Source organism: Pseudomonas sp. LAP_36, assembly GCF_019456785.1.
GTDB lineage: Bacteria > Pseudomonadota > Gammaproteobacteria > Pseudomonadales > Pseudomonadaceae > Aquipseudomonas > Aquipseudomonas tritici.
Window position 1 is genome coordinate 28068 of sequence record NZ_JAHZMS010000007.1, and the last position, 25848, is coordinate 53915.

General features: G+C 60.9%; 19 protein-coding genes. 11 read left to right on the forward strand and 8 right to left on the reverse strand.

Going from position 1 to position 25848, the window contains the following annotated elements:
• Nucleotides 1–75: 75 nt before the first annotated feature.
• A complete protein-coding gene (locus JBO08_RS21010) occupies nucleotides 76–252 on the forward strand; it encodes a hypothetical protein (protein WP_175403076.1) in 177 nt (58 codons plus the stop codon).
• Here the strand turns inward: JBO08_RS21010 and JBO08_RS21015 are convergent.
• Nucleotides 230–721 carry an MgtC/SapB family protein gene (locus JBO08_RS21015; RefSeq protein ID WP_065876317.1) on the reverse strand — a complete coding sequence of 164 codons (492 nt, stop codon included), beginning with the start codon at nucleotides 719–721 and terminating at the stop codon, nucleotides 230–232. The two genes, JBO08_RS21010 and JBO08_RS21015, sit on opposite strands and share 23 nt — an antisense overlap.
• Nucleotides 722–842: 121 nt before the next feature.
• Here JBO08_RS21015 and JBO08_RS21020 point away from each other — a divergent pair, with 121 nt between their 5' ends.
• The 3 genes from JBO08_RS21020 (at nucleotide 843) to mapR (ending at nucleotide 4176) form a co-directional block, all read left to right on the forward strand.
• Entirely contained in the window at nucleotides 843–1082 is a 240-nt protein-coding gene (locus JBO08_RS21020; protein ID WP_065889745.1) for a DUF3203 family protein, read from the forward strand.
• A 184-nt stretch (nucleotides 1083–1266) separates the two neighbouring features.
• Nucleotides 1267–2676 carry a cytochrome c oxidase accessory protein CcoG gene (ccoG, locus tag JBO08_RS21025; RefSeq protein ID WP_220074910.1) on the forward strand — a complete coding sequence of 470 codons (1410 nt, stop codon included), beginning with the start codon at nucleotides 1267–1269 and terminating at the stop codon, nucleotides 2674–2676.
• Nucleotides 2677–2766: 90 nt separating this feature from the next.
• Nucleotides 2767–4176, forward strand: a complete 1410-nt coding sequence (mapR, locus tag JBO08_RS21030; RefSeq protein ID WP_049708586.1) for a GntR family transcriptional regulator MpaR — start codon at nucleotides 2767–2769, stop codon at nucleotides 4174–4176.
• An 82-nt stretch (nucleotides 4177–4258) separates the two neighbouring features.
• Here the strand turns inward: mapR and JBO08_RS21035 are convergent, their stop codons facing one another.
• The 7 genes from JBO08_RS21035 to tpx all read right to left on the reverse strand — a co-directional run bounded on the left by JBO08_RS21035 (nucleotide 4259) and on the right by tpx (nucleotide 17291).
• On the reverse strand, nucleotides 4259–5005 hold the full coding sequence (locus JBO08_RS21035; protein WP_065876320.1) for an SDR family oxidoreductase: 747 nt from the start codon (nucleotides 5003–5005) through the stop codon (nucleotides 4259–4261).
• 54 nt (nucleotides 5006–5059) lie between these two features.
• Nucleotides 5060–7156, reverse strand: coding sequence for a bifunctional diguanylate cyclase/phosphodiesterase (locus JBO08_RS21040; RefSeq protein WP_065946399.1), 2097 nt, complete (start codon nucleotides 7154–7156; stop codon nucleotides 5060–5062).
• A 436-nt stretch (nucleotides 7157–7592) separates the two neighbouring features.
• Entirely contained in the window at nucleotides 7593–9062 is a 1470-nt protein-coding gene (locus tag JBO08_RS21045) for an efflux transporter outer membrane subunit (RefSeq protein WP_220074911.1), read from the reverse strand.
• Nucleotides 9059–12166 (reverse strand): efflux RND transporter permease subunit, encoded by a 3108-nt coding sequence (locus tag JBO08_RS21050; protein WP_220074912.1) that lies wholly within the window; start codon nucleotides 12164–12166, stop codon nucleotides 9059–9061. Before JBO08_RS21050 ends, JBO08_RS21045 begins: the two co-directional genes overlap by 4 nt.
• Complete coding sequence (locus JBO08_RS21055; protein WP_065876324.1) at nucleotides 12163–15264, reverse strand: MdtB/MuxB family multidrug efflux RND transporter permease subunit; 3102 nt, start codon at nucleotides 15262–15264, stop codon at nucleotides 12163–12165. Before JBO08_RS21055 ends, JBO08_RS21050 begins: the two co-directional genes overlap by 4 nt.
• A complete protein-coding gene (locus JBO08_RS21060; RefSeq protein ID WP_065881531.1) occupies nucleotides 15261–16559 on the reverse strand; it encodes an MdtA/MuxA family multidrug efflux RND transporter periplasmic adaptor subunit in 1299 nt (432 codons plus the stop codon). Before JBO08_RS21060 ends, JBO08_RS21055 begins: the two co-directional genes overlap by 4 nt.
• A 231-nt stretch (nucleotides 16560–16790) precedes the next feature.
• Entirely contained in the window at nucleotides 16791–17291 is a 501-nt protein-coding gene (gene tpx / locus JBO08_RS21065) for a thiol peroxidase (RefSeq protein ID WP_220074913.1), read from the reverse strand.
• Nucleotides 17292–17449: 158 nt separating this feature from the next.
• On the opposite strand from tpx, the gene JBO08_RS21070 reads away from it, so the two are divergent.
• The 7 genes from JBO08_RS21070 to JBO08_RS21100 all read left to right on the forward strand — a co-directional run bounded on the left by JBO08_RS21070 (nucleotide 17450) and on the right by JBO08_RS21100 (nucleotide 25762).
• Nucleotides 17450–18739, forward strand: coding sequence for a glycosyltransferase (locus JBO08_RS21070; RefSeq protein ID WP_220074914.1), 1290 nt, complete (start codon nucleotides 17450–17452; stop codon nucleotides 18737–18739).
• 72 nt (nucleotides 18740–18811) lie between these two features.
• Complete coding sequence (locus tag JBO08_RS21075; protein WP_065876328.1) at nucleotides 18812–19717, forward strand: AraC family transcriptional regulator; 906 nt, start codon at nucleotides 18812–18814, stop codon at nucleotides 19715–19717.
• 218 nt (nucleotides 19718–19935) lie between these two features.
• A complete protein-coding gene (locus tag JBO08_RS21080; protein ID WP_405045940.1) occupies nucleotides 19936–21207 on the forward strand; it encodes an ABC transporter substrate-binding protein in 1272 nt (423 codons plus the stop codon).
• Nucleotides 21208–21388: 181 nt separating this feature from the next.
• The gene (locus JBO08_RS21085; RefSeq protein ID WP_065946404.1) at nucleotides 21389–22279 is read left to right on the forward strand and encodes a carbohydrate ABC transporter permease; all 891 of its coding nucleotides are present in this window, start codon (nucleotides 21389–21391) and stop codon (nucleotides 22277–22279) included.
• A gap of 10 nt (nucleotides 22280–22289) precedes the next feature.
• Nucleotides 22290–23120, forward strand: coding sequence for a carbohydrate ABC transporter permease (locus JBO08_RS21090; protein ID WP_064053806.1), 831 nt, complete (start codon nucleotides 22290–22292; stop codon nucleotides 23118–23120).
• A 38-nt stretch (nucleotides 23121–23158) separates the two neighbouring features.
• Nucleotides 23159–24262 carry an ABC transporter ATP-binding protein gene (locus JBO08_RS21095; protein WP_065876331.1) on the forward strand — a complete coding sequence of 368 codons (1104 nt, stop codon included), beginning with the start codon at nucleotides 23159–23161 and terminating at the stop codon, nucleotides 24260–24262.
• An 18-nt stretch (nucleotides 24263–24280) separates the two neighbouring features.
• Nucleotides 24281–25762 carry a mannitol dehydrogenase family protein gene (locus JBO08_RS21100; protein WP_065889735.1) on the forward strand — a complete coding sequence of 494 codons (1482 nt, stop codon included), beginning with the start codon at nucleotides 24281–24283 and terminating at the stop codon, nucleotides 25760–25762.
• Nucleotides 25763–25848 lie beyond the last annotated feature (86 nt).

A 25848-nucleotide genomic window follows, 5' to 3' on the forward strand; every position in this document is an offset into this window, starting at 1 on the left:
GTCGCCACTGGGCGGGAATCAATTCGGCCCGGCGGCTGTCCACCGCTGGAGTCAAGCACAAAGGAGGCCACACCGATGAATATCCCAATCCCGGCTGAAACGCCGGACCCAAATATCGACAACCCGACCCTGCCGCCCACTGAGCCGGCGCCCATTCCGGAAAAGGAGCCGCCAGAAAATGAGCCGCCGCCGGTCGAAGAACCGCCGACGACCATGCCCCCGGTGATCGTCAGTCCTTCTCGAAACGCTTGACGATTTTCGGCATCACGCTGAACACCACCAAGGCCAGCAATGTGCTCAGAACCGCTGTCGATTCCCGGCCCAACCCGGCCGAGACCCCAATCGCAGCGGTCATCCACAAGCCGGCTGCGGTGGTCAGGCCTTTGACATGGCCCTCTTCATCATCCTTGCCCTTGATGATCGTGCCAGCGCCGAGGAAACCGATCCCGGCGATCACGCCCTGTACCACCCGGCTCATGGCATCCGCCTGATTGCCAGACATCTGCGGCACCATCACGAACAGCGCAGCGCCCAACGCCACCAGCATGTGTGTGCGCACCCCGGCGGCCTTGCCCTTGCTCTCTCGCTCAAAACCGAGAATGCCACCGAGGATCGCGGCGATCAGCAAGCGCACAGTGATCTGGGTGAGCTGCCTGGCGTCGCCGATGTCGGCAAATTCGGCCTGCAGGGTTTGCCACACTTCATGCCACCAAGCGTCCATCTCAGCTGTCCTTCGTCATTGTTGGTAAAGGATGGACAGCGGCGACCGCCAGTCAGTTGCCTGGAACCCCTGCGCGCCGCCGTCCCCTAACCTTCTATAGCTCACAAAACAGGAGATTGGCATGCCCATTCGTATCGAAAACCAACTGTGCTACTTCATGCTTGATGACAACGGCCAGGAACAGAGCGTGCCAGCGACCCGGGTCAATATTGTCACCGACCTCGAAAAAGCCATGTCTTATGTGGAATTGGCGGCCGAGCGGATCTATATCACCGAAGCCGAGGCAGACGCGCTGACGGTCGCGGGCGCCCACGATGGGCGTCAACATGTAAAGGCCGACGAGCCTGGTTCGTTGATTTAATTGATCTGCATCAGCACATACCGGACAACGCTGCGCCCCTTGCTCCACGGGGTGCAGCACATTGTCGCAGCGACTCCCCCATAGCCCATCTGATCCGCTTTTTATCGCCCTAGCTGAGTCTGTTATGCAAACAGAGCCACGCGCATAGTTCATCCGCCTGATGGAGGCTGATGAGCGAACGACCATGAGCGAACGAATCCCCACCGTGGAAACCTTTGAGCCCATACACCCAAAGAAGGTGAAGGCCAGATCCAGCGACACCTTGATTCATACCCGCAGCTTTACCGGCCTGTTCCGCACCTTGCGCGTGTGCGGTGCAGGCGTTCTGTTCCTGGCCTTTTTCGGCACTGTGTGGCTGAACTGGGGTGGCAGGCAGGCGGTGCTGTGGGACCTGGCGGAAAGTAAATTCCACATTTTTGGCGCCACGTTCTGGCCGCAGGACTTCATCCTGTTGTCGGCATTGTTGATCATCTGCGCCTTCGGCCTGTTTGCGATCACCGTCTTTGCCGGCCGCGTGTGGTGCGGCTATACCTGCCCGCAAAGCTCGTTTACCTGGCTGTTCATGTGGTGCGAGAAGGTCACCGAAGGTGAACGCAACCAGCGCATCAAGCTGCAAGCCGCGCCCTGGAGCCTGAACAAGCTGGCGCGACGCTCGGCCAAACACACGATGTGGCTGGGCATCAGCGTGCTGACCGGGCTGACCTTTGTCGGCTACTTCACCCCCATCCGCCCGCTGGCCGCCGAATTGCTGACCTGGCAAATGGGCGGCGTCAGCCTGTTCTGGGTGCTGTTTTTCACCGGCGCCACCTACCTCAACGCGGGCTGGCTGCGCGAAGCCGTGTGCATGCACATGTGCCCGTATGCGCGTTTCCAAAGCGTCATGTTTGATAAGGACACCCTGACCATTTCCTACGACGTGGCCCGCGGCGAACACCGTGGCCCGCGCAAACGTGAGGTCAACCCCGCCGACGTCGGCTTGGGCGATTGCATTGACTGCCAACTGTGCGTGCAGGTCTGCCCGACCGGTATCGACATCCGCGACGGCCTGCAAATGGAGTGCATTGGCTGCGCGGCGTGCATCGACGCCTGCGATTCGATCATGGACAAGATGGGCTACGACCGAGGTTTGGTGAGCTACAACAGCGAACATCAACTGCAAGGCGGCAAGACCCACCTGCTACGGCCGCGCCTGATCGGCTACAGTGCCGTGCTGTTGGTGATGATTGCAGCGTTGGTGGTGGCGTTGGTGGAGCGGCCGATGGTGTCGCTGGATGTGACCAAGGACCGTGGCATGTTCCGTGAGAACGCCCAGGGCCTGATCGAAAACATCTACAGCCTCAAGGTGATCAACAAGACCCAACAACGCCAGGACTACCGCCTGGCACTGGTGGACGCCGATGGCTTCCAGCTGCAAGGCAAGACCGAGATCAGCCTGGCGCCGGGGGAAATCAGCGATGTGCCGGTGTCGGTGGCCTTGCTGGCGGATAAACCGGCGAGCAGTTCGCAAACCCTGCGCTTCAAGGTGACGGATGTGGATGAACCGTGGATCTACAGCGCGGCTGATAGCCGCTTTGTGGCGCCGCTGAATCGCTGAGGCCTGTCAGGCACTGAAGATCCAATGTGGGAGCTGGCAAGCCAGCTCCCACTTAGCCCTGCGTACAATTTTAGAAAGTGATTAGGCCCCATGAAACGCTACGAAAAATTCGCCGACGACATTGCAGAACTGATCCGCTCTGGCGTGCTCGGCCCCGGCCAGCGGGTGCCATCGGTGCGCTATGCCAGCCAGACCTACGGCGTCAGCCCGTCCACGGTGTTCCAGGCTTATTACCTGTTGGAGCGTCGTGGCCTGATCCGCGCGCGGCCGCGCTCTGGCTACTTCGTCAACACCCATGCGCCCAGCCCGTTCTCCGAGCCGGTAGTGAGTGAACAGGTGCATGAATCCACCGAAGTGGACGTGAGCGAACTAGTGTTCTCGGTGCTCGACTCGATCAAGGACCCGAACACCGTGCCTTTCGGCTCGGCCTTCCCCAGCCCGATGCTGTTCCCGCTGCCGCGCCTGGCCCGCTCCCTGGCCAGCGCCAGCCGCGAGATGGACCCGCGCCTGGTGGTCACCGACATGTCACCGGGCAACCCCCAGCTGCGTCGGCAAATCGCGCTGCGGTATATGGTCGGCGGGCTGATGCTGCCCATGGAAGAGCTGCTGATTACCAACGGCGCGCTGGAAGCACTGAACCTGTGCCTGCAAGCCGTCACCGAACCGGGCGACCTGGTGGCGATCGAAGCCCCCGCGTTCTATGCGTGCCTGCAAGTGCTGGAGCGCTTGAAACTCAAGGCGGTGGAAATCCCCGTGCACCCGCGCGATGGCATTGATCTCAACGCCCTGGCGCAAAGCCTTGAGCGCTACCCGATCAAGGCCTGCTGGACCATGACCAGCTTCCAGAACCCGATGGGCGCGACCTTGCCGGAAGCCAAGAAACAGGCGCTGGTGGAACTGTTGCGCGGCCATCAGGTGCCGCTGATCGAAGACGATGTGTACGCCGAGCTGTATTACGGCCAACAGGCCCCCAAACCGGCCAAGGCTTTCGATACCGAAGGCTTGGTGATGCATTGCGGTTCCTTCGCGAAAAGCCTGGCGCCTGGCTATCGCGTGGGCTGGGTCGCAGCCGGGCGCTTTGCGCAGAAGGTCGAACGCTTGAAATTGATGACCTCGCTGTGCCCGTCGATGCCCGCCCAGGCAGCGATCGCCGATTACCTGCAACACGGCGGCTATGACCGGCACCTGCGCAAATTGCGCTATGCCCTGGAAGAGCAGCAAAGCGCCATGCTGGCTGCCATCGCGCGCTACTTCCCGGCGCAGACGCGCGTCAGTCAACCGGCCGGCGGCTATTTCCTGTGGCTGGAATTGCCGGAGCAGACGGATTCGTTGAAGTTGTTCCAAATGGCGTTGGCGCAAGGTATCAGCATCGCGCCGGGACCGATTTTCTCGGCGACCCAACGGTTCAGGAACTGTATTCGCTTGAACTACGGCAGCCCGTGGACCGAAGCGTCAGAGAAGGCCATGGAGACGTTGGGGCGGATTGTGCGGTCATTTTGAGCCATCGCGGGCCAGCCCGACTCCCACAGGTGTACGCATTCCAATGTGGGAGCCGGGCTTGCCCGCGATGGCGTCAGTCCGGTCAGCGGCCGCCACCCAGGTCCAGGAATGTGCCCGTCGCATACGAAGCCTTATCCGACAGCAACCAGATAATCGCCTCCGCCACTTCATCCGGGCGCCCGCCCCTGGCCATGGGGATGCCGGACTCGAGTTTGCTGACGCGGTCCGGGTCGCCGCTCAGGGCATGGAAGTCAGTGAAGATGTAACCAGGGCGCACGGCGTTGACACGAATGCCCTCGCCCGCGACTTCCTTCGACAAGCCCAGGGTGAACGTGTCGAGCGCGCCTTTGGAGGCCGCATAATCGACATATTCACCCGGCGAGCCCAGTCGCGCCGCCACCGACGAGACGTTGACGATGCTGCCGCCCTGCCCGCCATGCTTGGGCGACATGCGCAGCACCGCGTGCTTGGCACACAGGATCGGCCCGAGCACGTTAGTCTTCATGATTTTGAGGATGCGGAACTCGGACATCTCATCAACCCGCGCCTTATGCCCCACGGTGCCAGCATTGTTGACCAGTGCGGTGACGCGGCCCAGTTCGACGTCGACACGGTTGAACAAGGCGATCACTTCATCTTCGCTGCTCACATCGGCGCGCACGGCAATCGCCTGGACGCCCAGCGCACGGACCTGCTCGAGCACACGGTGCGCAGCCTCTTCGTCGGATTGGTAGTTGATGCAGATGCGATAGCCCTCGCGAGCGGCCAGCAAGGCCGTCTCGGCGCCGATCCCACGGCTGCCCCCGGTGATGATGACGACTTTGTCCATGCGTGCGTTCTCCTGATTCAACCTGATGTTTAGGGTCGTATCCGAGAATACCCGTCACGCACGGCTTTTGTCAGGCATAACGCCTATTTCGGCGCGCTGTATATCGGCCATGAACCCCTCCGCCGGCAACGGGTGCCCGAGCAGGTAACCCTGCAGGGAATCACACCCCAACCGAGTCAGGAAACGCTGCTGCACATTGGTTTCCACGCCTTCGGCAACAATGCGCAACCCCAACGCCTGGCCGAGTGCGACGATGGCCGAGACGATGGCGGCGTCATCGCTGTCGTGCTCCAGGTCACGGACAAACCCACGGTCGATCTTCAGCTCATTGGCCGGCAGGCGCTTGAGGTACATGAGGCTGGAGTAACCCGTGCCGAAGTCATCGATGGACAAATCGACCCCCATGTCCGACAGCGCCTGCAACACGGTCATGCTGGCATCGGCATCGCTCATGGCGGTGGTTTCGGTGATTTCCAGGGTCAGGTTGTTGGCTGGCAACTGATGGCGTTCAAGGGCCGCAGCCACGCTCTTGACCAGTCCGGCATGGCAAAACTGCATGGCCGAAAGGTTCACCGCAATGCGCCAGTCTTCGTAGCCCTGGGCGTACCAGATACTCATTTGGCGACAGGCTTCATTGAGCACCCACTCGCCGATGGGAATGATCAGCCCGGACTTTTCCGCCAGTTCGATGAACATCGCGGGCAGCAGCAGGCCATGTTGCGGATGCTCCCAGCGCAACAGCGCTTCGGCGCCGACCGGAATACCACTGACCGCGTCGAACTTGGGCTGGTAGTAGAGCTGCAACTGCTGCTGTTCCAGGGCATTGCGCAGGTCTTGCAATAACTGCAACTGCTTGCGCGCATTGGTGTTCATCGATGCATCAAAAAAGCTGTAGCCGTTTTTGCCCACGCCCTTGGCGTGGTACATCGCGGCGTCGGCGTTCATCAGCAGTTCCTGGGGGTTGCTACCGTTGCCCGGGAACATGGCGATACCAACGCTGGCGGAGATCTTCAGCTCATGCTCGGCTACCTGGAACGCGCGATTGATGAGGATCACCTGGCGTTCGGCAAGGCCGAGTGCGTCATCCGGCTGGGTCAGTTGCACCAGCAATACAAACTCATCCCCGCCGATACGCGCCAGGGTGTCCTGGCTGCGCAAATCTTCACGCAGGCGCTGGCCAACTTCACGCAGCAACTGATCGCCCATGTGGTGGCCGAAGGCATCGTTGACCGGTTTGAAGCCGTCCAGATCGATAAACATCAGTGCGAAGCAACCGCCCTGCTCCTTGACGGCCTGCATGGCTTGTTGAATGCGGTCAGCGAGCAAGGTGCGATTGGGCAAGCCGGTGAGCATGTCGTGCAGGGCCAGGTGGGTCAGCTCCTGGTTGGCTTGGGTCAGGGAGTCAGCGAGCACCGCCGTGCGGGCTTCCAGGCGCGCGTCGAGCAGTGAGGTCAGCAAGGCGATGGCGAGCACCGCCAGGGTCGTGACAAGTACCAGATTGTCCAGGCCATTGCCGCTCAAGCCGTCCAGTGCGGCACCGCAGAAACTGTCATCGGCGAACTGCGCCGCCGCCACACCGGTGTAATGCATGCCGACGATGGCAAAACCCATCACGACCGCTGCGCCACCCCGTGCCAGGCGCACGTACGGGGTATTACGGCGCAGATTGAAGGCGATCCACAACGCTGCGCCGCAGGCCCCGACGGCAATCAACAAAGAGGCGCCAAACAAGGCCGGGTCGTAGTCGATACCCGGCGTCATGCGCATCGCGGCCATGCCGGTGTAGTGCATGCAGGCGATGCCGGTGCCCATGATCAGCGCACCAAACGCCAGTTGCCAGGCAGGTAAACGCGGCTGGCTGACCAGCCACAACGCAAAGCCGCTGGACAGCACCGCGATCAACAACGACAACGCGGTGATGCCTGTATCGAAGCCCAGCGCAAACGGTAGGCGCAGCGCGAGCATGCCGATGAAATGCATCGACCACACCCCGACCCCCATCGCCATCGCGCCGCCGGCTATCCATAGATAGACCGCGCGACCTTTGGCGGTGGCAATGCGGCCGGACAGATCTAACGCGGTGTAGGAAGCAAGGATCGCGACAAGCAGTGAGATCGCAACCAGGGAGGGTGAATAACTACCGATGAGCATGGGACTTCTCGTGCGCAGCAGGCCTGAGAGGCCCGTGCAAAGTGGCAAAGCGGGCGATTGTAGCGAGAATAATTCTTGTACAGTTGATTAATTATCGTATAGCTATCACTGGCACTTTGACGTCAATCGGATGGCTCGAAAACGGTGTGGACAGTGTGCCTGGCTGGCTTTTTTGTGGGAGCTGGCTTGCCCGCGATACAGGCGCCTCGGTGCATCAGGCAGACCGAGTTGATGTCATCGCAGCATAAGTATTTACACATTTACAGCGAACCCTCTGCGTAGCAGCTGTCGAGCCCCGGCGAGGCTGCGTCAGCGGTGTGTCAGGCAGGTCGCCAACGCAGCCTCGCCGGGGCTCGACAGCTGCTACGCACTATCACATTGAAAATGTGTAGATACCTAGGGTCATTGCAGACGAGCCAACGCCCACAGGTGTTGATCAGTCTTTCTCGGCAATGGGTGTCTTCCCATCCCAGCCACCGCCCAACGCGGCGATCAATTGCACACTGGCCACCAGGCGGGACTGCAACAAGGTCAACACGGTGCGTTCGTTGCTCAGGGCCGTCGCTTGCACGGTGACCACGTCGAGGTAGGCAATCAGCCCGGCCTTGTACTGGTTCTGGGTCAGCCGTAGCGATTCACGCGCGGCCTCAAGCGCTTCATTGCTGACCACCGCCTCGTCTTCCAGCACCTTGAGCTGCACCATGTAGTTTTCCACTTCGCGGAAACCATCCAGCACGATCTGGCGGTACTTGGCGACGGTCTCGTCATAGCTGGCCACGGTGCGGTCGACTTCCGCCGAACGCTGGCCGCCGTCGAACAGGGTCATGGCGAGCTTGGGGCCTACCGACCAGAAGCGGTTCGGCAGGCTGATCCAGTCGGAATAGGTACTGCTGGAATAGCCGCCGGCCAGGCTCAGGCTCAGGTCCGGATAGTAAGCGGCCTCGGCCACGCCGATATTGGCGTTGGCGGCGATCACCGAGCGTTCGGCCGAGGCGATATCCGGGCGACGCTCAAGCAATTGCGACGGCAGGCTCAGCGGAATCTGCGGCAGTGCCGGGATGTCTTTGCTCACCGCCAGGTTGAAGTTGGCCGGCGCCTCGCCGATCAGCACGGCAATTGCGTTTTCCAATTGGGCACGTTGCCAGATCAGGTCGATCAGGCTGGCCTGGGTGGTCTTGAGCTGGGTTTGCGCCTGGGCCACCGCGTCCTTGCCGGAGACACCGGCGCGGTATTGGTTCTGGGTCATTTGCAGGGAGCGCTGATAGGCCTCCAGCGTGGCTTGCAGCAAACGCGTCTGTTCATCCATGACGCGCAGTTGCAGGTAGCTTTGCACCAGTTCCGACTGTTGGCTCAGGCGCATCGCCGCCAGGTCCGCCGAGCTGGCTTCGGCGCTGGCCTCGTTGGCTTCCAGGCCACGGCGCAATTTGCCCCAGATATCCGCCTCCCAGCTCACGCCTAACTGTGCATTCAGGGTGTCACGGATACCACTGCTGGAACTGCTCAGGCTGGCGCTGCTGCTGCCGGTGCCTTGGCTGGCGCGGGTTTTACCGACGCTGAGGTCAACGCTGGGGTAAAACGCACCACGGGAACTGCGCACCAGCGCCTGGGCCTGGCGAAAGCGCGCTTCGGCCTGGGCGACGGTTTGGTTGGAATTGTTGAGGCGCAGCACCAGGTCATTGAGCTGGCGGTCGCCGTACAGCTCCCACCAGGCGCCACGGGCCAAGGCGTCGCTCGGGGTTGCCTGGCGCCAGCCTTGGGCTTCTTTGAATTGGGCGGGCTCGACGACTTCCGGGCGCTTGTAGTCGGGGCCAATAGCGCAGGCGCTGAGCAACACGCCACACAGCACCAGGCTCGCCACGCGGCAACCACGGAACATGGCCAATTGGGCAAAGGTTGAATCGGTCATAGCGCAGTGTCCAGGGCAGCATCGGTACGCACACCGCGCCATTTGTTGAAGCGATGGCGCGCGCGGTCGAGATAGAGGTAAACCACCGGGGTGGTGTAAAGGGTCAGGACCTGGCTGAACACCAGGCCGCCGATGATGGTCAGGCCCAGGGGGCGACGCATTTCCGCGCCATCACCACTGCCCAACAGCAAAGGCAACGCACCGAGGATGGCCGCCAGGGTGGTCATCAGGATCGGCCGCAAACGCATCAGGCAGGCGCTGCGAATCGACTCCATCGGCCCCATGCGGTCTTTACGCTCCAGCTGCAGGGCCAGGTCGATCATCAAGATCGCGTTCTTCTTCACCACACCAATCAGCAGGAACAGGCCCAGCAAGGAGATCAGGCTGAACTCGCCCCCCGTCAGGTAAATGGCGAGCATCGCGCCAACACCGGCCGACGGCAGGGTCGAGAGGATCGTCAATGGGTGGATGTAGCTTTCATACAGAATGCCCAGCACCAGGTACACCGCCACCAGCGCGCCGAGGATCATGAACGGCTGACCCTTCTGTGTGGCCGCGAAGGCATCGGCGGTGCCGGCCATCTTGGCGATCACATCTTCTGGCAAGCCGACCTTGGCAATCGCCCGCTCGATAGCGGCCGTGCCCTGCTCCACTGTCACACCGGGCGCCATGTCGAAGGCAATGTTTTCCGAAGCGAACTGGCCTTCGTGGCTGACGCGGTCGTCCGCCAAACTGTTCTCGTAATGGGCAATGGTCGATAACGGTACCCGCGCGCCGTCAGCGGTGATCACCTGCATCTGGTTCAGGGTGATCGGGTCCTGCGCGTATTTGGGATTGACCTCCATCACCACCTGGTACTGGTTGAGGCTGTCGTAGATGGTGGAAATCTGCCGCTGGCTGTAGGCGTTGTTGAGCACCGCCGTGACCATATTCATGTCGATCCCCAGGCGTTTGGCCTGGTCGCGGTCGACAATCAGCGTGACCTGCGCCGCACCCCGGCCTTCGCGGGCGTCGATGGCGGTGAGTTCCGGCAGCTCGCGCAAGGCCGCGACGACCTTCGGATACCACAGGCGCAGTGCCGCCAGGTCGCCACTTTGCAGGATGTAGGAATACTGCGCACTGGTCTGGTCGCGGCTGCCACCGAACTGCAGGTCCTGGTCGGCCATCAGGAACAGCCGCCCGCCCGGCACCAGCGGCACGTCCTTGCGCAGCCGCTCGATCACCGCCTGGGCGGAAATCTTGCGCTCGCTGATAGGTTTGAGGCGTACCAGCATCACCGCGTTGTTGGTGCCATTGTTGCCGCCGATAAAGCCGGCCACGCTGAGCACCGCCGGGTCCTTGAGCACGGCTTTGCGGAAGGTTTCCATCTTCGGTTGCATCACGCTAAACGACAGGCCGTCATCGCCCCGCACAAAACCGATCAATTGGCCGGTGTCCTGCTGCGGCATGAAGGTTTTCGGTACCACCACGTACAACGCCACGTTCAAACCAATGGTCAGCAACAGGCTAAGCAGGGTCAGGCGACGATGGCGCAGCACCCAATCCAGGCTGGTCGCGTAGCCGGCAACCATGCGGTCGTTGACCTTCTGGCTCCAACGCTGCAAGCCGGTCATCTGGCCTTTGACGTGGGGCTTGAGCCAGCGCGCGCACAGCATGGGCGTCAGGGTCAGCGAGACAATCAGCGACACAATGATCGCCGCCGACAAGGTGATAGAAAACTCGCGGAACAGGTTGGTGACAATCCCGCCCATAAACAGAATGGACAGGAACACCGCCACCAGCGACACGTTCATCGACAGCAAGGTAAACCCGACTTCCTCGGCCCCCAGGTACGCCGCCTTCATCGGCGGCACGCCTTCGTCGATATGCCGGGAAATGTTCTCCAGCACCACAATGGCATCGTCCACCACCAGGCCGGTGGCCAGGATCAACGCCATCAAGGAAAAATTGTTCAACGAAAAACCGTACAGGTACATCACCGCGAAGGTGCCCACCAGCGACACCGGCACCGCCAGGGTCGGGATCAGCGAGGCGCGGAAGTTACCGAGGAACAGGTACACCACCAGAATCACCAGGCCCACGGCGATCAGCAGGGTCATCTCGGCTTCGTGCAAGGTCGCCGTGATCACCGGCGAGCGGTCCATCGCCAGGCTCAGCTTGACGCTGGACGGCAGCACCGCTTGCAACGCCGGCAACTGCGCCTTGATCTGCCTGACCGTCTCAATGATATTGGCACCGGACTGGCGGTTGATCACCAGCAGCACCGCCGGTTCGTTGTTGAAGAAGCCGCTGTTGTAGCGGTCTTCAACGCCGTCGCTGATCTTCGCCACATCACTCAAGCGCAAGGCGGCGCCGTTCTGGTAGCGGATCAGCAGCGGCTCGTAGTCCTTGGCTTTTTCCAGTTGGTCGTTGGCCTGAATCTGCCAGTTGCGCTGGCTGTCTTCCAGGGAGCCTTTGGGCCGGCGCTGGTTGGCGTTGGCGATGGTGTTGCGCACATCGTCGAGGGCCACGCCGTACTGGTCGAGCGCCTTGGGCTCCAGCTCGATGCGCACCGCCGGCAGGGAGCTGCCGCCGATCTGCACTTCGCCTACGCCCGGCACCTGGGACAGGCTTTGCGAAAGAATGGTCGAGGCCAGGTCGTACAACTGGCCTTTCTGCAGCACGTCCGAGGTCAGCGACAGCACCATGATCGGCGCCTGGGACGGGTTGATCTTTTTGTAGGTGGGCATGCTGCGCATGCCGCTGGGCAGCAGGTTGCGCGAGGCATTGATTGCCGCCTGCACTTCCCGCGCCGCGCCGTTGATATCCCGGTCGGAGTCAAACGCGAGGATCACCCGGGTAGAGCCCTGGCTCGACGAGCTACTCATGGTGGTAATGCCGGCAATCGCGCCAAACGAGCGCTCCAGCGGCGTGGCCACGGTAGACGCCATCACCTCGGGGCTTGCGCCAGGCAAGCTGGCCGACACCACGATCACCGGAAAATCAATCTGCGGCAGCGGCGACACCGGCAGCAGATTGAAGCTGACACCGCCCAGCAACATGATCGCCAGGCTCAGCAGCATGGTCGCTACCGGCCGGCGAATGAAAGGTCCGGACAGGTTCATGACTCAACCGGCTCCAGGCTTTGCGGCTCTTTGCGCCAGCGACGGCCCAGGCGATCGAAGTACAGGTAAATCACCGGCGTGGTGAACAGGGTCAGCACCTGGCTCACCAACAAACCGCCGACCATCACCAGGCCCAGAGGTTGACGCAGTTCAGCGCCGGAACCGGTGGCGAGCATCAACGGTACTGCACCAAACAATGCGGCCAAGGTGGTCATCAGGATCGGCCGGAAGCGCAGCAGCGCCGCCTGGTAGATCGCGGTCTGCGGGTCGAGCCCCTGGTTGCGTTCAGCATCGAGGGCGAAGTCGATCATCATGATCGCGTTCTTCTTGACGATACCGATCAGCAAAATGATGCCGATGATCGCAATCATGCCCAGGTCATTGCCACTGAGCAGCAACGCCAGCAACGCGCCCACGGCCGCCGACGGCAAGGTCGAGAGGATGGTGATCGGGTGGATATAACTCTCGTAGAGCACACCCAGCACGATGTACATGGTGACCACGGCCGCCAGGATCAGCAGCAAGGTGCTCGACAGCGAGGCTTCGAACGCCTGGGCCGCGCCCTGGAACTGGGTCTGCACGCCCACCGGCATGCCGATGTCTTTCTGGGTCTGGTTGATCAGCTCCACGCCTTTGCCCAACGCGACACCAGGCGCCAGGTTGAAGGACATCATCACCGCCGGGAACTGGCCGATGTGCGCAATCGCCAGTTGCGCCTGGCGCTGTTCCACATGGGCCAGGCTGGACAAGCGCACCTGGCCGCCATCGGTGGTTTTCACATGGATCTGGTTCAGCGCATCCGGGCCCAGGGTTTCGCCGGACTGGGCCTGCAATACCACGCGGTACTGGCTGGCCTGGGTGTAGATGGTAGAAATCTGCCGTTGGCCGAAGGCATCGTAAAGCGCGTCGGTGATGGTCGACACGCTGACACCCAGGCGTGACGCCGCATCGCGGTCGATCACCAGGTACACCTGCAGGCCCTTGTCCTGCAGGTCGCTGGCAACGTCGGTGAGTTCGGGCATCTGGCTCAACGCGTGGACCAGTTTTTCGCTCCACAACGCCAGCAACTCGGAATCCGGCGAAGACATGCTGAACTGGTACTGGGTGCGGCTGACACGGTCTTCGATGGTCAAGTCCTGCACCGGCTGCATGAACAGGCGGATGCCCACCAGCTTGTCGATTTGCGGCTGCAAGCGGGTGATCACTTGGGCTGCGCTCAAGTCGCGCAGGCCGTGAGCCTTGAGGTTGATCAACAAGCGCCCACTGTTGAGGGTGGCGTTGTCACCGTCCACACCAATGTAGGACGACAGGCTTTCCACCGCTGGATCGGCCAGGATGATCTTCGCCAGGTCCTGCTGGCGCTGGCTCATGGCGGCGAAGGAAATCGACTGCGGCGCTTCGGAAATACCTTGGATCACGCCCGTATCCTGCACCGGGAAGAAGCCTTTGGGCACCACCAGGTACAGCACCACGGTCAGGCCCAGGGTCGCGATGGCGACCAGCAGGGTCAGCGGTTGGTGCCGGAGCACCCACTGCAACATGCTTCCATAACGCGCGATCAACCAATCGATCCACGCACCACTGGCTTTGTAGAATCGGCTTTGCTCCTCTTCCTTGGGTTCACGCTTGAGCAGCCGCGCGCACATCATCGGCGTGAGGGTCAGGGACACCACCAGGGAAATCAGGATAGCCACTGCCAGGGTGATGGCGAACTCACGGAACAGACGCCCCACGACGTCGGCCATGAACAGCAGCGGAATCAATACCGCGATCAGCGACAGGGTCAGGGAAATCAGGGTAAAACCGATTTGCTTGGCGCCCTTAAGCGCCGCGGCCAACGGCGTTTCGCCCTCCTCTATATAGCGCGAGATGTTCTCCAGCATCACGATGGCATCGTCCACCACGAAACCGGTGGCGATGGTCAAGGCCATCAGCGTGAGGTTGTTGATGGAGAAGCCCGCCAGGTACATCACGCCAAAGGTGCCCACCAACGACAGCGGCACGGCGATGGACGGAATGAGCGTGGCGCTGACTCTGCGCAGGAACAGGAACGTCACCATCACCACCAGGGCGATGGCGATGAGCAATTCGTGCTGCACGTCTTTCACCGACGCCCGGATGGTTTGGGTGCGGTCAGTGAGCACCGTCACGTCGAGGCCGGCCGGCAGGTTGTCGGTGATGCTTGGCAGCAGCGCCTTGATGCGGTCCACCACCTCGATCACGTTGGCCCCCGGCTGGCGCTGGATATTCAGCAGCACGGCCTGGTTTTCATTGGCCCAGGCCGCGAGGCGCTCGTTTTCGGCGCCGTCGACGATCTGTGCCACGTCTTTTAGACGCAACGGCGCGCCATTGTTGTAGGCCAGGATCAACTCGGCGTACTGCGCGGGCGAGACCAACTGGTCGTTGGCATCAAGCATCGACACGCGGGTGGGGCCGTCGAAGTTACCCTTGGGCTGGTTGACGTTGGACGCGGCGATCAAGGTGCGCACGTCCGACAGGTTCAAGCCGTTGGCCGCCAGGGCCTCGGGGTTGACCTTGATGCGCACGGCCTGGCGCTGGCCACCGGCGATGCTGACCATGCCGACGCCGCTGATCTGCGCGATTTTCTGCGCCATGCGCGTGTCGACCAAGTCATTGAGCTTGGGCAGCAACATGGTTTTTGAGGTAATGGCCAGGGTCAGCACCGGGGTGTCCGCCGGGTTGACCTTGTTGTACACCGGCGGCGCCGGCAAATCCTTGGGCAACAGGTTGGTCGCGGCGTTGATCGCGGCCTGCACCTGTTGCTCGGCGACATCCATATTGATGTCGAGGTTGAAACGCAGGGTCAGCACCGACGCGCCGCCGGAACTGGTGGAGGCCATTTGCGTGAGGCCGGGCATTTGCCCGAACTGGCGTTCCAGCGGCGCGGTGACCGCACTGGTCATCACATCCGGGCTGGCGCCGGGGTACAGGGTCATCACCCGAATGGTCGGGTAGTCCACTTGGGGCAACGCCGAAACCGGCAACAAGCGGTACGAAATGATGCCGGCCAACACAATGGCCAGCATGCTCAGCGTGGTGGCGACCGGGCGAAGGATAAACAGTCGCGACAGGTTCATGAACCGACCTTTTGCGCCTTGCCGGCGGCAGCGCCGGTCTCCCCTTTCGCGGCGGGCTTGCCTTGCAGGTGTTCGGTAGGCGTGGTCGGCACTTCGCTGCTCTCATTCACCACTTCGACTTCGCTGCCGTCCTTCAGACGGTCAGTGCCTTCCAGCACCACGCGGTCGCCGGCCTTGAGACCTTGCTTGATCACGGTGTTATCGCCATCGGTATCGCCGACCACCAGCGGCTGCACCTTGACCTTCTTGTCGCCGTCGAGCACGTAGACGAAGGTGCCGGTGTTGCCGAACTGGATCGCCGCCGACGGCGCCAGCACTACGTTATGCAGGGTGTCAGCCAACAGGTGCACATTGACGAACTGATTGGGGAACAGCGCCTGGTCCTTGTTATCGAAGCGCGCCTTGAATTTCAGGGTGCCGGTGGTGACGTCGATCTGGTTGTCCAGGCTCTGCAGCACGCCGGTGGCCTGTACTTTCACATCGCCACGGTCCCAGGCTTCCACAGGGAGTTTGTTGCCGGCGTGGTAGCGAGCAAGCACGGTTTCCAGGGTATTTTCCGGCAGGGTGAAGGCGACGCTGATCGGTTGGGTCTGGGTGATCACGGCCAGGAAGGTGGTGTCGTTGGCCGCCACCAGGTTGCCCACGTCCACCTGGCGCAGGCCCACGCGGCCACTGATCGGTGCGCGGATCTTGGTGAATTCGAGGTTGAGCTTGGCGTCATCCACCGCGCCCTGGTTGGTCTTGACCGTGCCCTGGTATTGCAAAACCAGCGCTTCGGCGGTGTCCAGGGTCTGCTTGGCAATACTGTCCTGGGCGAACAGGTCGCGATAACGCTGCACGTCGACCTGGGCGTTTTTCAGTTGGGCCTGGTTCTGCATCAGCGTGCCCTGGGCCTGGAGCAAGGCGTTCTGGTAGCTGCGCGGGTCGATCTCGGCCAGCAGGTCGCCGGCCTTGACCATCTGCCCTTCTTCAAAGGCGATCTTCACCAACTCGCCACCCACCCGGCTGCGCACATTGATCGTGTTCAGTGCGGTAACCGTGCCCAAGGCCTTGTAGTACACCGGGAACTCGCCAAGCACCGCAGGCGCCACGCGTACCGGCACCGGGCCAGTGGAACCGCCAAACCCAGGGCGCGCCATGCCGGTCTTGCTCGCATGGCCGGCCGGCGCGTCTTTATGGGCGGCACCGCTGGGCCAGAATTTCCAGCACAGGCCGGCGATAACCAGCAGCACGAGCAGGCCGAACAACCAGCGGCGGGAGTTGCGGGGGGAGGATTGCATGGAGTGATCAACCATTGGGCGCGAGAGCTTCTTCTTTGGGAGGCTGAAAGATAAGCACTGGAGCGCGTTAAGAAAAGCGCCTTTACCGGCTATTTACCTTGGGCTTACAACTTTAAACATCTGCGCTTAGTCCGTTCGCTATTTCGCTAAACACCTGAGCGACAAATAAAAACGGCCTGGACTAGGCCAGGCCGCAAGCATGCATCATACGTGTTACTGCCAAACGACAGTAACGTACCGAAACAGTTACTTCAAAACAGCCAGGGCTGCTTCGTAGTTTGGCTCTTCAGCGATTTCCTTGACCAACTCGCTGTGCAGCACGTTGTCGTTTTCGTCCAGCACTACGACGGCACGAGCAGTCAGGCCTTTGAGCGGGCCGTCGGCAATCGCCACACCGTAATCAACCGCGAAATCCGAATCGCGGAAATCAGACAGGTTCTTCACGTTTTCCAGGCCTTCGGAGCCGCAGAAACGCGCTTGGGCGAACGGCAGGTCGGTGGAGATGCACAGCACCACGGTGTTTTCCACATCGTTGGCCTGGGCGTTGAACTTGCGCACCGAAGTCGCGCAGGTTGGGGTGTCGACACTTGGGAAGATGTTCAGCACCTTACGCTTGCCCGCAAAGGTGGCCAGGGTGGCGTTGGACAGATCGCCGGCGGTCAGGGTGAAGTCTGCGGCTTTGGCGCCGACTTTCGGCGGTTCGCCTTCAACCTGGACCGGGTTGCCTTTGAGAGTGACTTGAGCCATGAACGGAATCCTTATGCTGGGTTTTGGTTAAACGAATTCGAGAGGCCGAAGTTAACCACAAACTACGATGACGACCTACCGCCAGACACAAATTGTCATGCCACCGGTTGTGGTTTAATTGCGCGCTTTTCACCTGCCCCTCAAGGAAACCGTTGTCGATGAATCAGCCCGCCACCAAAGTCCTGGTCATTGGTTATGTCTGGCCGGAACCACGTTCCTCGGCCGCAGGCGGGCATATGATGCAGATTCTTGAGAGTTTTCTGGCGCAAGGTTGGGACATTACCTTCAGCAGCCCCGCAACCATCGGCGAGCACAAGGCCGATCTGCCCGCCCTGGGCATAGCCGAATGCGCTATCGAGTTGAATAACAGCAGTTTCGACGATTTTATTTGCGAACTCGCTCCGGATATCGTGCTGTTCGACCGCTTCATGATGGAAGAACAGTTCGGTTGGCGCGTCGAGAAATGTTGCCCCGATGCCCTGCGCGTACTGGAAACCTCTGACCTGCAAAGCCTGCGCGACGCACGGCATCAGCGCCTCAAGGAGCACCTCAAGGCCCACCCCGACAGCGACGACTTCAGCGCGCTGTTTTCCCCGGCGTTGCACGAAGATTTCCAGCTGATGGCCGACACTGACCTGGCCAAGCGCGAAATCGCGGCGATCTACCGTTGCGATATCAGCCTGATGATCTCTGACGTGGAAATCCGCCTGCTGACCGAGCAGTTCAAAGTGCCGGCTGCCCTGCTCCACTGGTGCCCGCTGATGCTGGAACCACCCGCCGAGCCCTTCGCGCCATTTGAAGACCGGGCGCACTTCCTCAGCATCGGCAACTTCCGCCACGCGCCCAACTGGGACGCGGTGTTATGGATGAAAAACAGCCTGTGGCCGCTGATTCGCCAGCAATTGCCGAACGCCCAGTTGCATATCTATGGCGCCTACACGCCGCCCAAGGCCACTGCGCTGCATAACCCGGCGCAGGGATTTCATGTGATGAACTGGGCCGAAGATGCCTTGCAGGTGATGACGGCCGCGCGTATCTGCCTGGCGCCACTGCGCTTCGGCGCCGGCATCAAGGGCAAACTCGCGGATGCGATGCTCTGCGGCACGCCGAATATCACCACGCCCATCGGCGCCGAGGCCATGGGTGATGAGCAGCCGTGGCCGGGGCTGATCGAACACAGCGCACCTGCACTGGCCGCCGCCGCCGTGGCGCTCTACCAGGACCGCGAACGCTGGACCCAGGCCCAGGAAAACGGTCGCCAGCTGTTAGCGCGCCGCTATGACCAGAACATTCATGGCCCCGCGCTGGTGGCATGTCTGCAACAGTGCCGCAGCCATCTCGCCGCCCATCGCCGCGATAACTTCACCGGCAGCATGCTGCGCCACCACGCCCATAAAAGTACGCAATACATGTCCCAGTGGATCGAGGCAAAAAACCGCAGCGTCTAAACGGCGACGCTGGCGAGGTTGCGCGCGAGGGGGCATTATCCTACGCAGCAACCACAATAAAGCGACGGCAGTATGACCCGAGCAACACGAATCACCGACCCTTCCTACGAGCTGATGGACGATCACAACGGTCTGTCCATCATCTATCGCCAGCACGGTTTCCCCTGCCCGCTGGTGCGCTGGCACTTTCACAAGGAATACGAGCTGCACCTGATCGTCGCCAGCTCGGGCAAGGTGTTTATCGGCGACTATATCGGCAACTTCTACCCGGAAAGCCTGTTCCTCACCGGCCCCAACCTGCCCCACAACTGGATCAGCCAGGTCGAGGAAGACGAGGTAGTGCCCAAGCGCGACATGTTGGTGAATTTCACCGATGAGCTGTTTGAAGGCGGCAGCCATATCTTCGCCGAACTCAAGACCCTGGCGCCGCTGCTGGAACGGGCGCAGTACGGCATCGAGTTTCGCTGCAAGCGCACGATTGCCCAAGCGATGACCTTGATGCAGCGCATTGAGGACGCACAGGGCATGGCACGGCTGGGACATTTCTTTATCCTGCTGGAAGTACTCAGCGCGTGTGAGGACTACCAGTTGCTTTCAGGGGTGACGACACCGCAGTTGGCCGACGAGCACAGTATCGACCGTACCAACCGCGCGGTGGACTACATCTTCGCCCACTACGCGCGTGAGCTGTCCCTTGAAGAGGTTGCGGAATACCTGGGGATGAAGCCCACCTATTTCTCAAGGGTGTTCAAACAGGCCACCGGGCGCACGTTTATCGAATTCGTCAATCGGCTGCGCATCAGCAAGTCGTGCGAGCTGTTGGCCGATGGTGATAAAGCCGTGACCGATGTGTGCTTTGAATCGGGCTTCAACAACATCTCCAACTTCAACCGGCGTTTTCAACAGCTTAAAGGCATGACCCCTTCCCACTACCGACGCCTGGCGGTGCAGCGCTTGACCGAGCAGAACCTGGCTTAATGGTTTCAGCTGCTGGGTTATCGAGTGCAAAAAAGTATCAGTCCCAGTGCTCCCAAGGATTTGTCACAGCGCCATTAGAAGGCTGTAATCAACGCACACTCTTCCTGACTCCTTGTGGGAAGACACAACAACAATAACTGTCCTTCTGTAGCCCCCTGGGCGCGGAAATGGAGTGCGCGATGAAGTTCACAGCAAAAGCTCTAATTGCCTTTTCTTGTATGACCCTCAGCGCCGTCAGCCTTGGCGCGCAAACCCTGACCATTGCCACCGTCAACAACAGCGACATGATCCGCATGCAAAAGCTCTCGAAAACCTTCGAGGCCGAGCATCCGGAAATCAAGCTGAATTGGGTGGTGCTCGAAGAAAACGTGCTGCGCCAACGCCTGACCACCGACATCGCGACCCAGGGCGGGCAGTTCGATGTGCTGACCATCGGCATGTACGAAGCTGCACTGTGGGGCGCGAAGGGCTGGTTGGAGCCGATGAAGGATCTGCCGGCCTCCTACGACCTTGATGACGTATTTCCTTCGGTACGTGAAGGTTTGTCTGTCAAAGGCTCGCTGTACGCCCTGCCGTTTTACGCTGAAAGCTCGATCACCTATTACCGCACCGACCTGTTCAAGGACGCTGGGCTGAGTATGCCCGAGCATCCGACCTGGACCCAGATCGGCGAATTCGCCAGCAAACTCACCGACAAGACCAAAGAGCAATACGGCCTGTGCCTGCGCGGCAAAGCCGGTTGGGGTGAGAACATGGCGCTGATCACCACCCTGGCCAACGGCTACGGTGCGCGCTGGTTCGATGAGAAGTGGCAACCGGAATTCAATGGACCTGAATGGAAGGAGGCGCTGAACTTCTACGTCGACAACATGAAGAAATCCGGCCCGCCGGGTGCCTCCAGCAACGGTTTCAACGAAAACCTGGCGCTGTTCAACAGCGGCAAGTGCGCGATCTGGGTCGACGCCAGCGTCGCCGGCTCGTTCGTCACCGACAAGACCCAAAGCAAAGTGGCTGACCATGTCGGCTTCACCTTTGCCCCCCATGAGAAAACCGACAAGGGCACCTCGTGGCTGTACTCCTGGAGCCTGGCAATCCCCACCAGTTCCAAGGCCAAGGACGCCGCCAAGGTGTTCACCAGTTGGGCCACCTCCAAGGAATATGGCGCATTGGTCGCCAAGACCGATGGCGTTGCCAACGTACCGCCAGGCACGCGCAAGTCGACCTACAGCGACGAATACATGAAGGCCGCGCCGTTTGCCAAGGTGACCCTGGAATCGCTGAAAGTGGCGGACCCGACCAAACCAACGCTCAAGCCGGTGCCGTATATCGGTATCCAGTTGGTGACCATTCCTGAGTTCCAGGCGATTGGGACACAGGTCGGTAAATTCTTCTCGGGTGCGTTGACCGGTCAGCAGACGGTGGATGCTGCGTTGACTGCTGCGCAAACCACTACCGAGCGGGAAATGAAGCGGGCGGGTTACCCCAAATAGGCCCGACTCCCCCCTGTAACTGTGGGAACCCGCTTTATGTGGGAGCCGGGCTTGCCCGCGATGGCGGCCTGTCAGTTGATGATTCTGTTACCTGACACACCGCCATCGCAGGCAAGCCAGCTCCCACATTTGATCGCGCTCCGACTCTGGTTCTGCCTGTAATCGACTGGTTCTGATCACCATGAATACAACACCCAAAAACCGTCTGGCCAACCCCGGCTGGTTCCTTGTCAGCCCTTCGGTCGCCCTGCTGCTGCTGTGGATGATCGTGCCCCTGGGCATGACCCTGTACTTTTCGCTGATCCGCTACAACCTGCTCTACCCCGGCGAAAACCAATTCGTCGGGTTGGAGAACTTCACCTACTTCATCACCGACTCGGGCTTCCTGCCGGGCGCCACCAATACCCTGTTGCTGGTGGGCAGCGTGCTGCTGATCAGCGTGGTGTTCGGTGTGTTGATCAGTGCCCTGCTGGAGGCCAGTGAGTTCTTCGGTCGCGGCCTGGTGCGGGTGTTGTTGATTTCGCCCTTCTTCATCATGCCCACGGTCGGTGCGCTGATCTGGAAGAACCTGATTTTCCACCCGGTGTCGGGGATTCTCGCCGCCGTGTGGAAGTTCTTCGGCGCTGAGCCGGTGGACTGGCTGGCGCACTACCCGTTGCTGTCGATCATCATCATAGTGTCGTGGCAATGGCTGCCCTTCGCGATCCTGCTGCTGATGACTGCCATGCAGTCCCTCGACCAGGAACAAAAGGAAGCCGCGCGCCTGGACGGTGCCGGCGCCATCGCGATCTTCTGGCACCTGACCCTGCCCCACCTGGCGCGCCCGATTGCCGTGGTGGTGATGATCGAAACGATCTTTCTGCTCTCGGTATTCGCCGAAATCTTCACCACCACCAACGGTGGCCCCGGCTACGCCTCGACCAACCTCGCCTACCTGATCTACAACCAGGCGCTGGTGCAATTCGACGTGGGCATGGCTTCGGCCGGCGGCTTGATTGCCGTGGTCATCGCCAATATCGCGGCGATCATCCTGGTGCGGATGATCGGCAAAAACCTGACTGACAAGCCTTGAGGGCCGCGCCATGACGCTTCAACAATCCCGCCGCCTGCAAAGCCTGTTGCTCGGCACGTTGGCCTGGGCCATCGCGATCCTGATCTTTTTCCCGATCTTCTGGATGGTGCTGACCAGCTTCAAGACCGAAATCGACGCATTCGCTACGCCGCCGCAGTTCATCTTCACGCCGACGCTGGAGAACTACCTGCACATCAACGAGCGCAGCAATTACTTTAGTTATGCGTGGAACTCGGTGCTGATTTCCTTCAGCGCCACCGCCTTATGCCTACTGATTTCAGTACCGGCCGCCTACTCCATGGCGTTCTACGAAACCAAGCGCACCAAAGGCACGCTGCTGTGGATGCTGTCCACCAAAATGCTGCCGCCGGTGGGCGTGCTGATGCCGATCTACCTGCTGGCCAAGAGCTTTGGCCTGCTGGACACGCGCATTGCGCTGATCATCATCTACACCCTGATCAACCTGCCGATTGTGGTGTGGATGGTTTACACCTACTTCAAGGACATCCCCAAGGACATCCTCGAAGCCGCCCGCCTGGATGGCGCCACGCTGTGGCAGGAAATGGTCCGCGTGCTGCTGCCGATCGCCAAGGGCGGCCTGGCGTCCACCGTGTTGCTGTCGCTGATCCTGTGCTGGAACGAGGCGTTCTGGTCGCTGAACTTGACCTCATCCACCGCTGCGCCGTTGACCGCATTGATCGCCTCCTACTCCAGCCCCGAAGGGTTGTTCTGGGCCAAATTGTCCGCCGTCTCGACCCTGGCCTGCGCACCGATCCTGATTTTTGGCTGGATCAGCCAGAAACAGCTGGTGCGCGGGTTGTCCTTCGGCGCCGTGAAGTAACGGCTGCTTAATAAAAATTCAAAGCGGAGGCCCATCCCATGGCCAACCTGAAAATCAAGAATCTGCAAAAAGGCTTCGAAGGCTTTTCCATCATCAAGGGCATCGACCTGGAAGTGAACGACAAGGAATTCGTAGTATTCGTCGGCCCCTCGGGCTGCGGTAAATCCACGCTGCTGCGCCTGATCGCCGGCCTTGAAGAAGTCAGCGAAGGCACCATCGAGCTGGATGGTCGCGACATCACCGAAGTGACCCCGGCCAAGCGTGACCTGGCGATGGTGTTCCAGACCTACGCGCTGTACCCGCACATGAGCGTGCGCAAGAACATGTCGTTTGCGCTCGACCTGGCCGGTGTCGACAAGAAGCTGGTGGACAGCAAGGTCAGCGAAGCGGCGCGCATCCTCGAGCTGGGCCCGTTGCTGGAGCGTAAGCCCAAGCAGCTGTCCGGTGGGCAGCGCCAGCGTGTGGCGATCGGCCGCGCGATTGTGCGTAACCCGAAGATCTTCCTGTTCGATGAGCCGCTGTCCAACCTCGACGCCGCCCTGCGCGTGCAGATGCGCCTGGAGCTGGCGCGCCTGCATAAAGAGTTGCAGGCGACCATGATCTACGTGACCCACGACCAGGTCGAAGCCATGACCCTGGCCGACAAGGTCGTGGTGTTGAACAGCGGCCGTATCGAGCAAGTCGGTTCGCCACTGGAGCTGTACCACCAGCCGGCCAACCTGTTTGTGGCGGGCTTCCTCGGCACGCCGAAAATGGGCTTCCTCAAGGGCAAGGTCACCCGCGTCGAGGGCCAGGGCTGCGACGTGCAGCTGGACGCCGGCACAACCATCAGCCTGCCGTTGAGCGGTCCCAGCTTGAGCGTCGGCAGTGCGGTGACCCTGGGCATCCGTCCTGAGCACCTGGAAATCGCCGCGCCGGGCCAAACCACCTTGACCGTCACCGCCGATGTCGGCGAACGCCTGGGGAGCGACACCTTCTGTCACGTTATCACCGCCAACGGCGAGCCGCTGACCCTGCGGATTCGTGGCGATATGGCCAGCCAGTACGGCGAGACGCTGCACCTGCACCTGGACCCGGCGCACTGCCATCTGTTCGACACCGACGGTGTTGCCGTGGCCCGCCCACTGCGCGCTGCCGCCTGATTTCGCGAGTATTCCGTCATGAAGCTGAATAAACAGAACCTCACCCAACTGGCGCCGGAAGTGAAGCTGCCCGCCTACGCCATCGCCGACACCCGCCAAGGCATTGCGCACATCGGCGTCGGCGGTTTCCACCGCGCGCATCAGGCGTATTACACCGATGCGTTGATGAACACGGGCGAAAGCCTGGACTGGAGCATCTGCGGCGTCGGCCTGCGCAGTGAGGACCGCAAAGCCCGTGACGACCTGGCTGGCCAGGACTACCTGTTCACCCTGTACGAACTGGGCGATACCGACGACACCGAAGTGCGTGTCATCGGCTCGATCAGCGAGATGCTGCTGGCAGAAGACGGCGCCCAGGCGCTGATCGACAAACTGGCCAGCCCGCAGATTCGCATCGTCTCGCTGACCATCACCGAAGGCGGCTACTGCATCGACGACAGCAATGGCGAGTTCATGGCCCACTTGCCGCAGATCCAGCACGACCTGGCGCACCCCACGTCACCGAAAACCGTATTTGGCTTTATCTGCGCCGCCCTGACCAAACGTCGCGCCGCCGGCACCCCGGCGTTTACCGTGATGTCCTGCGATAACCTGCCGCACAATGGCGCTGTCACGCGCAAAGCGCTGCTGGCCTTCGCCGCCCTGCACAATGCCGAGTTGCACGACTGGATCAAGGCCAATGTGAGTTTCCCGAATGCCATGGTCGACCGCATTACGCCCATGACCAGCACCGCCCACCGCCTGCAACTGCACGACGAACACGGCATCGACGATGCCTGGCCGGTGGTGTGCGAACCCTTCGTGCAGTGGGTGCTGGAGGACAAATTCGTCAACGGGCGCCCGGCCTGGGAAAAGGTCGGCGTGCAGTTCACCGATGACGTCACGCCTTATGAAGAAATGAAGATCGGCCTGCTCAATGGCAGTCATTTGGCACTGACCTACCTGGGCTTTCTCAAGGGCTATCGGTTTGTGCACGAGACCATGAACGATCCGGTGTTTGTCGCCTACATGCGTGCCTATATGGACCTTGATGTCACGCCGAACCTGGCGCCGGTACCGGGTATTGATCTGACGGACTACAAGCAGACCTTGGTGGATCGCTTTTCCAATCAGGCGATTGCCGATCAGTTGGAGCGCGTGTGCTCGGACGGCTCGTCGAAGTTTCCCAAGTTCACCGTGCCGACCATTAACCGATTGATTGCGGATGGGCGCGAGACCGAGCGTGCGGCGTTGGTGGTGGCGGCCTGGGCCTTGTATTTGAAGGGCGTGGATGAGAATGGGGTGAGCTACAAAATCCCGGATCCGCGTGCCGAATTTTGCCAGGAGCTGGTGAGTGATGACGCGCTGATCAGCAAACGCTTGTTGGGGGTGGAAGAGATTTTTGGTACGGCTATTCCCAACTCGCCTGCGTTTGTGGCAGCTTTCGAGCGGTGCTTTGTCAGCTTGCGTGACAACGGCGTCACCGCAACACTGCAGCACCTACTGAAGAAACCGAATTAAACAGGTGGGAGCTGGCTTGCCTGCGATAGCGATCTATCAGTCACCTCATGGCTGACTGGACCACCGCTATCGCAGGCAAGCCAGCT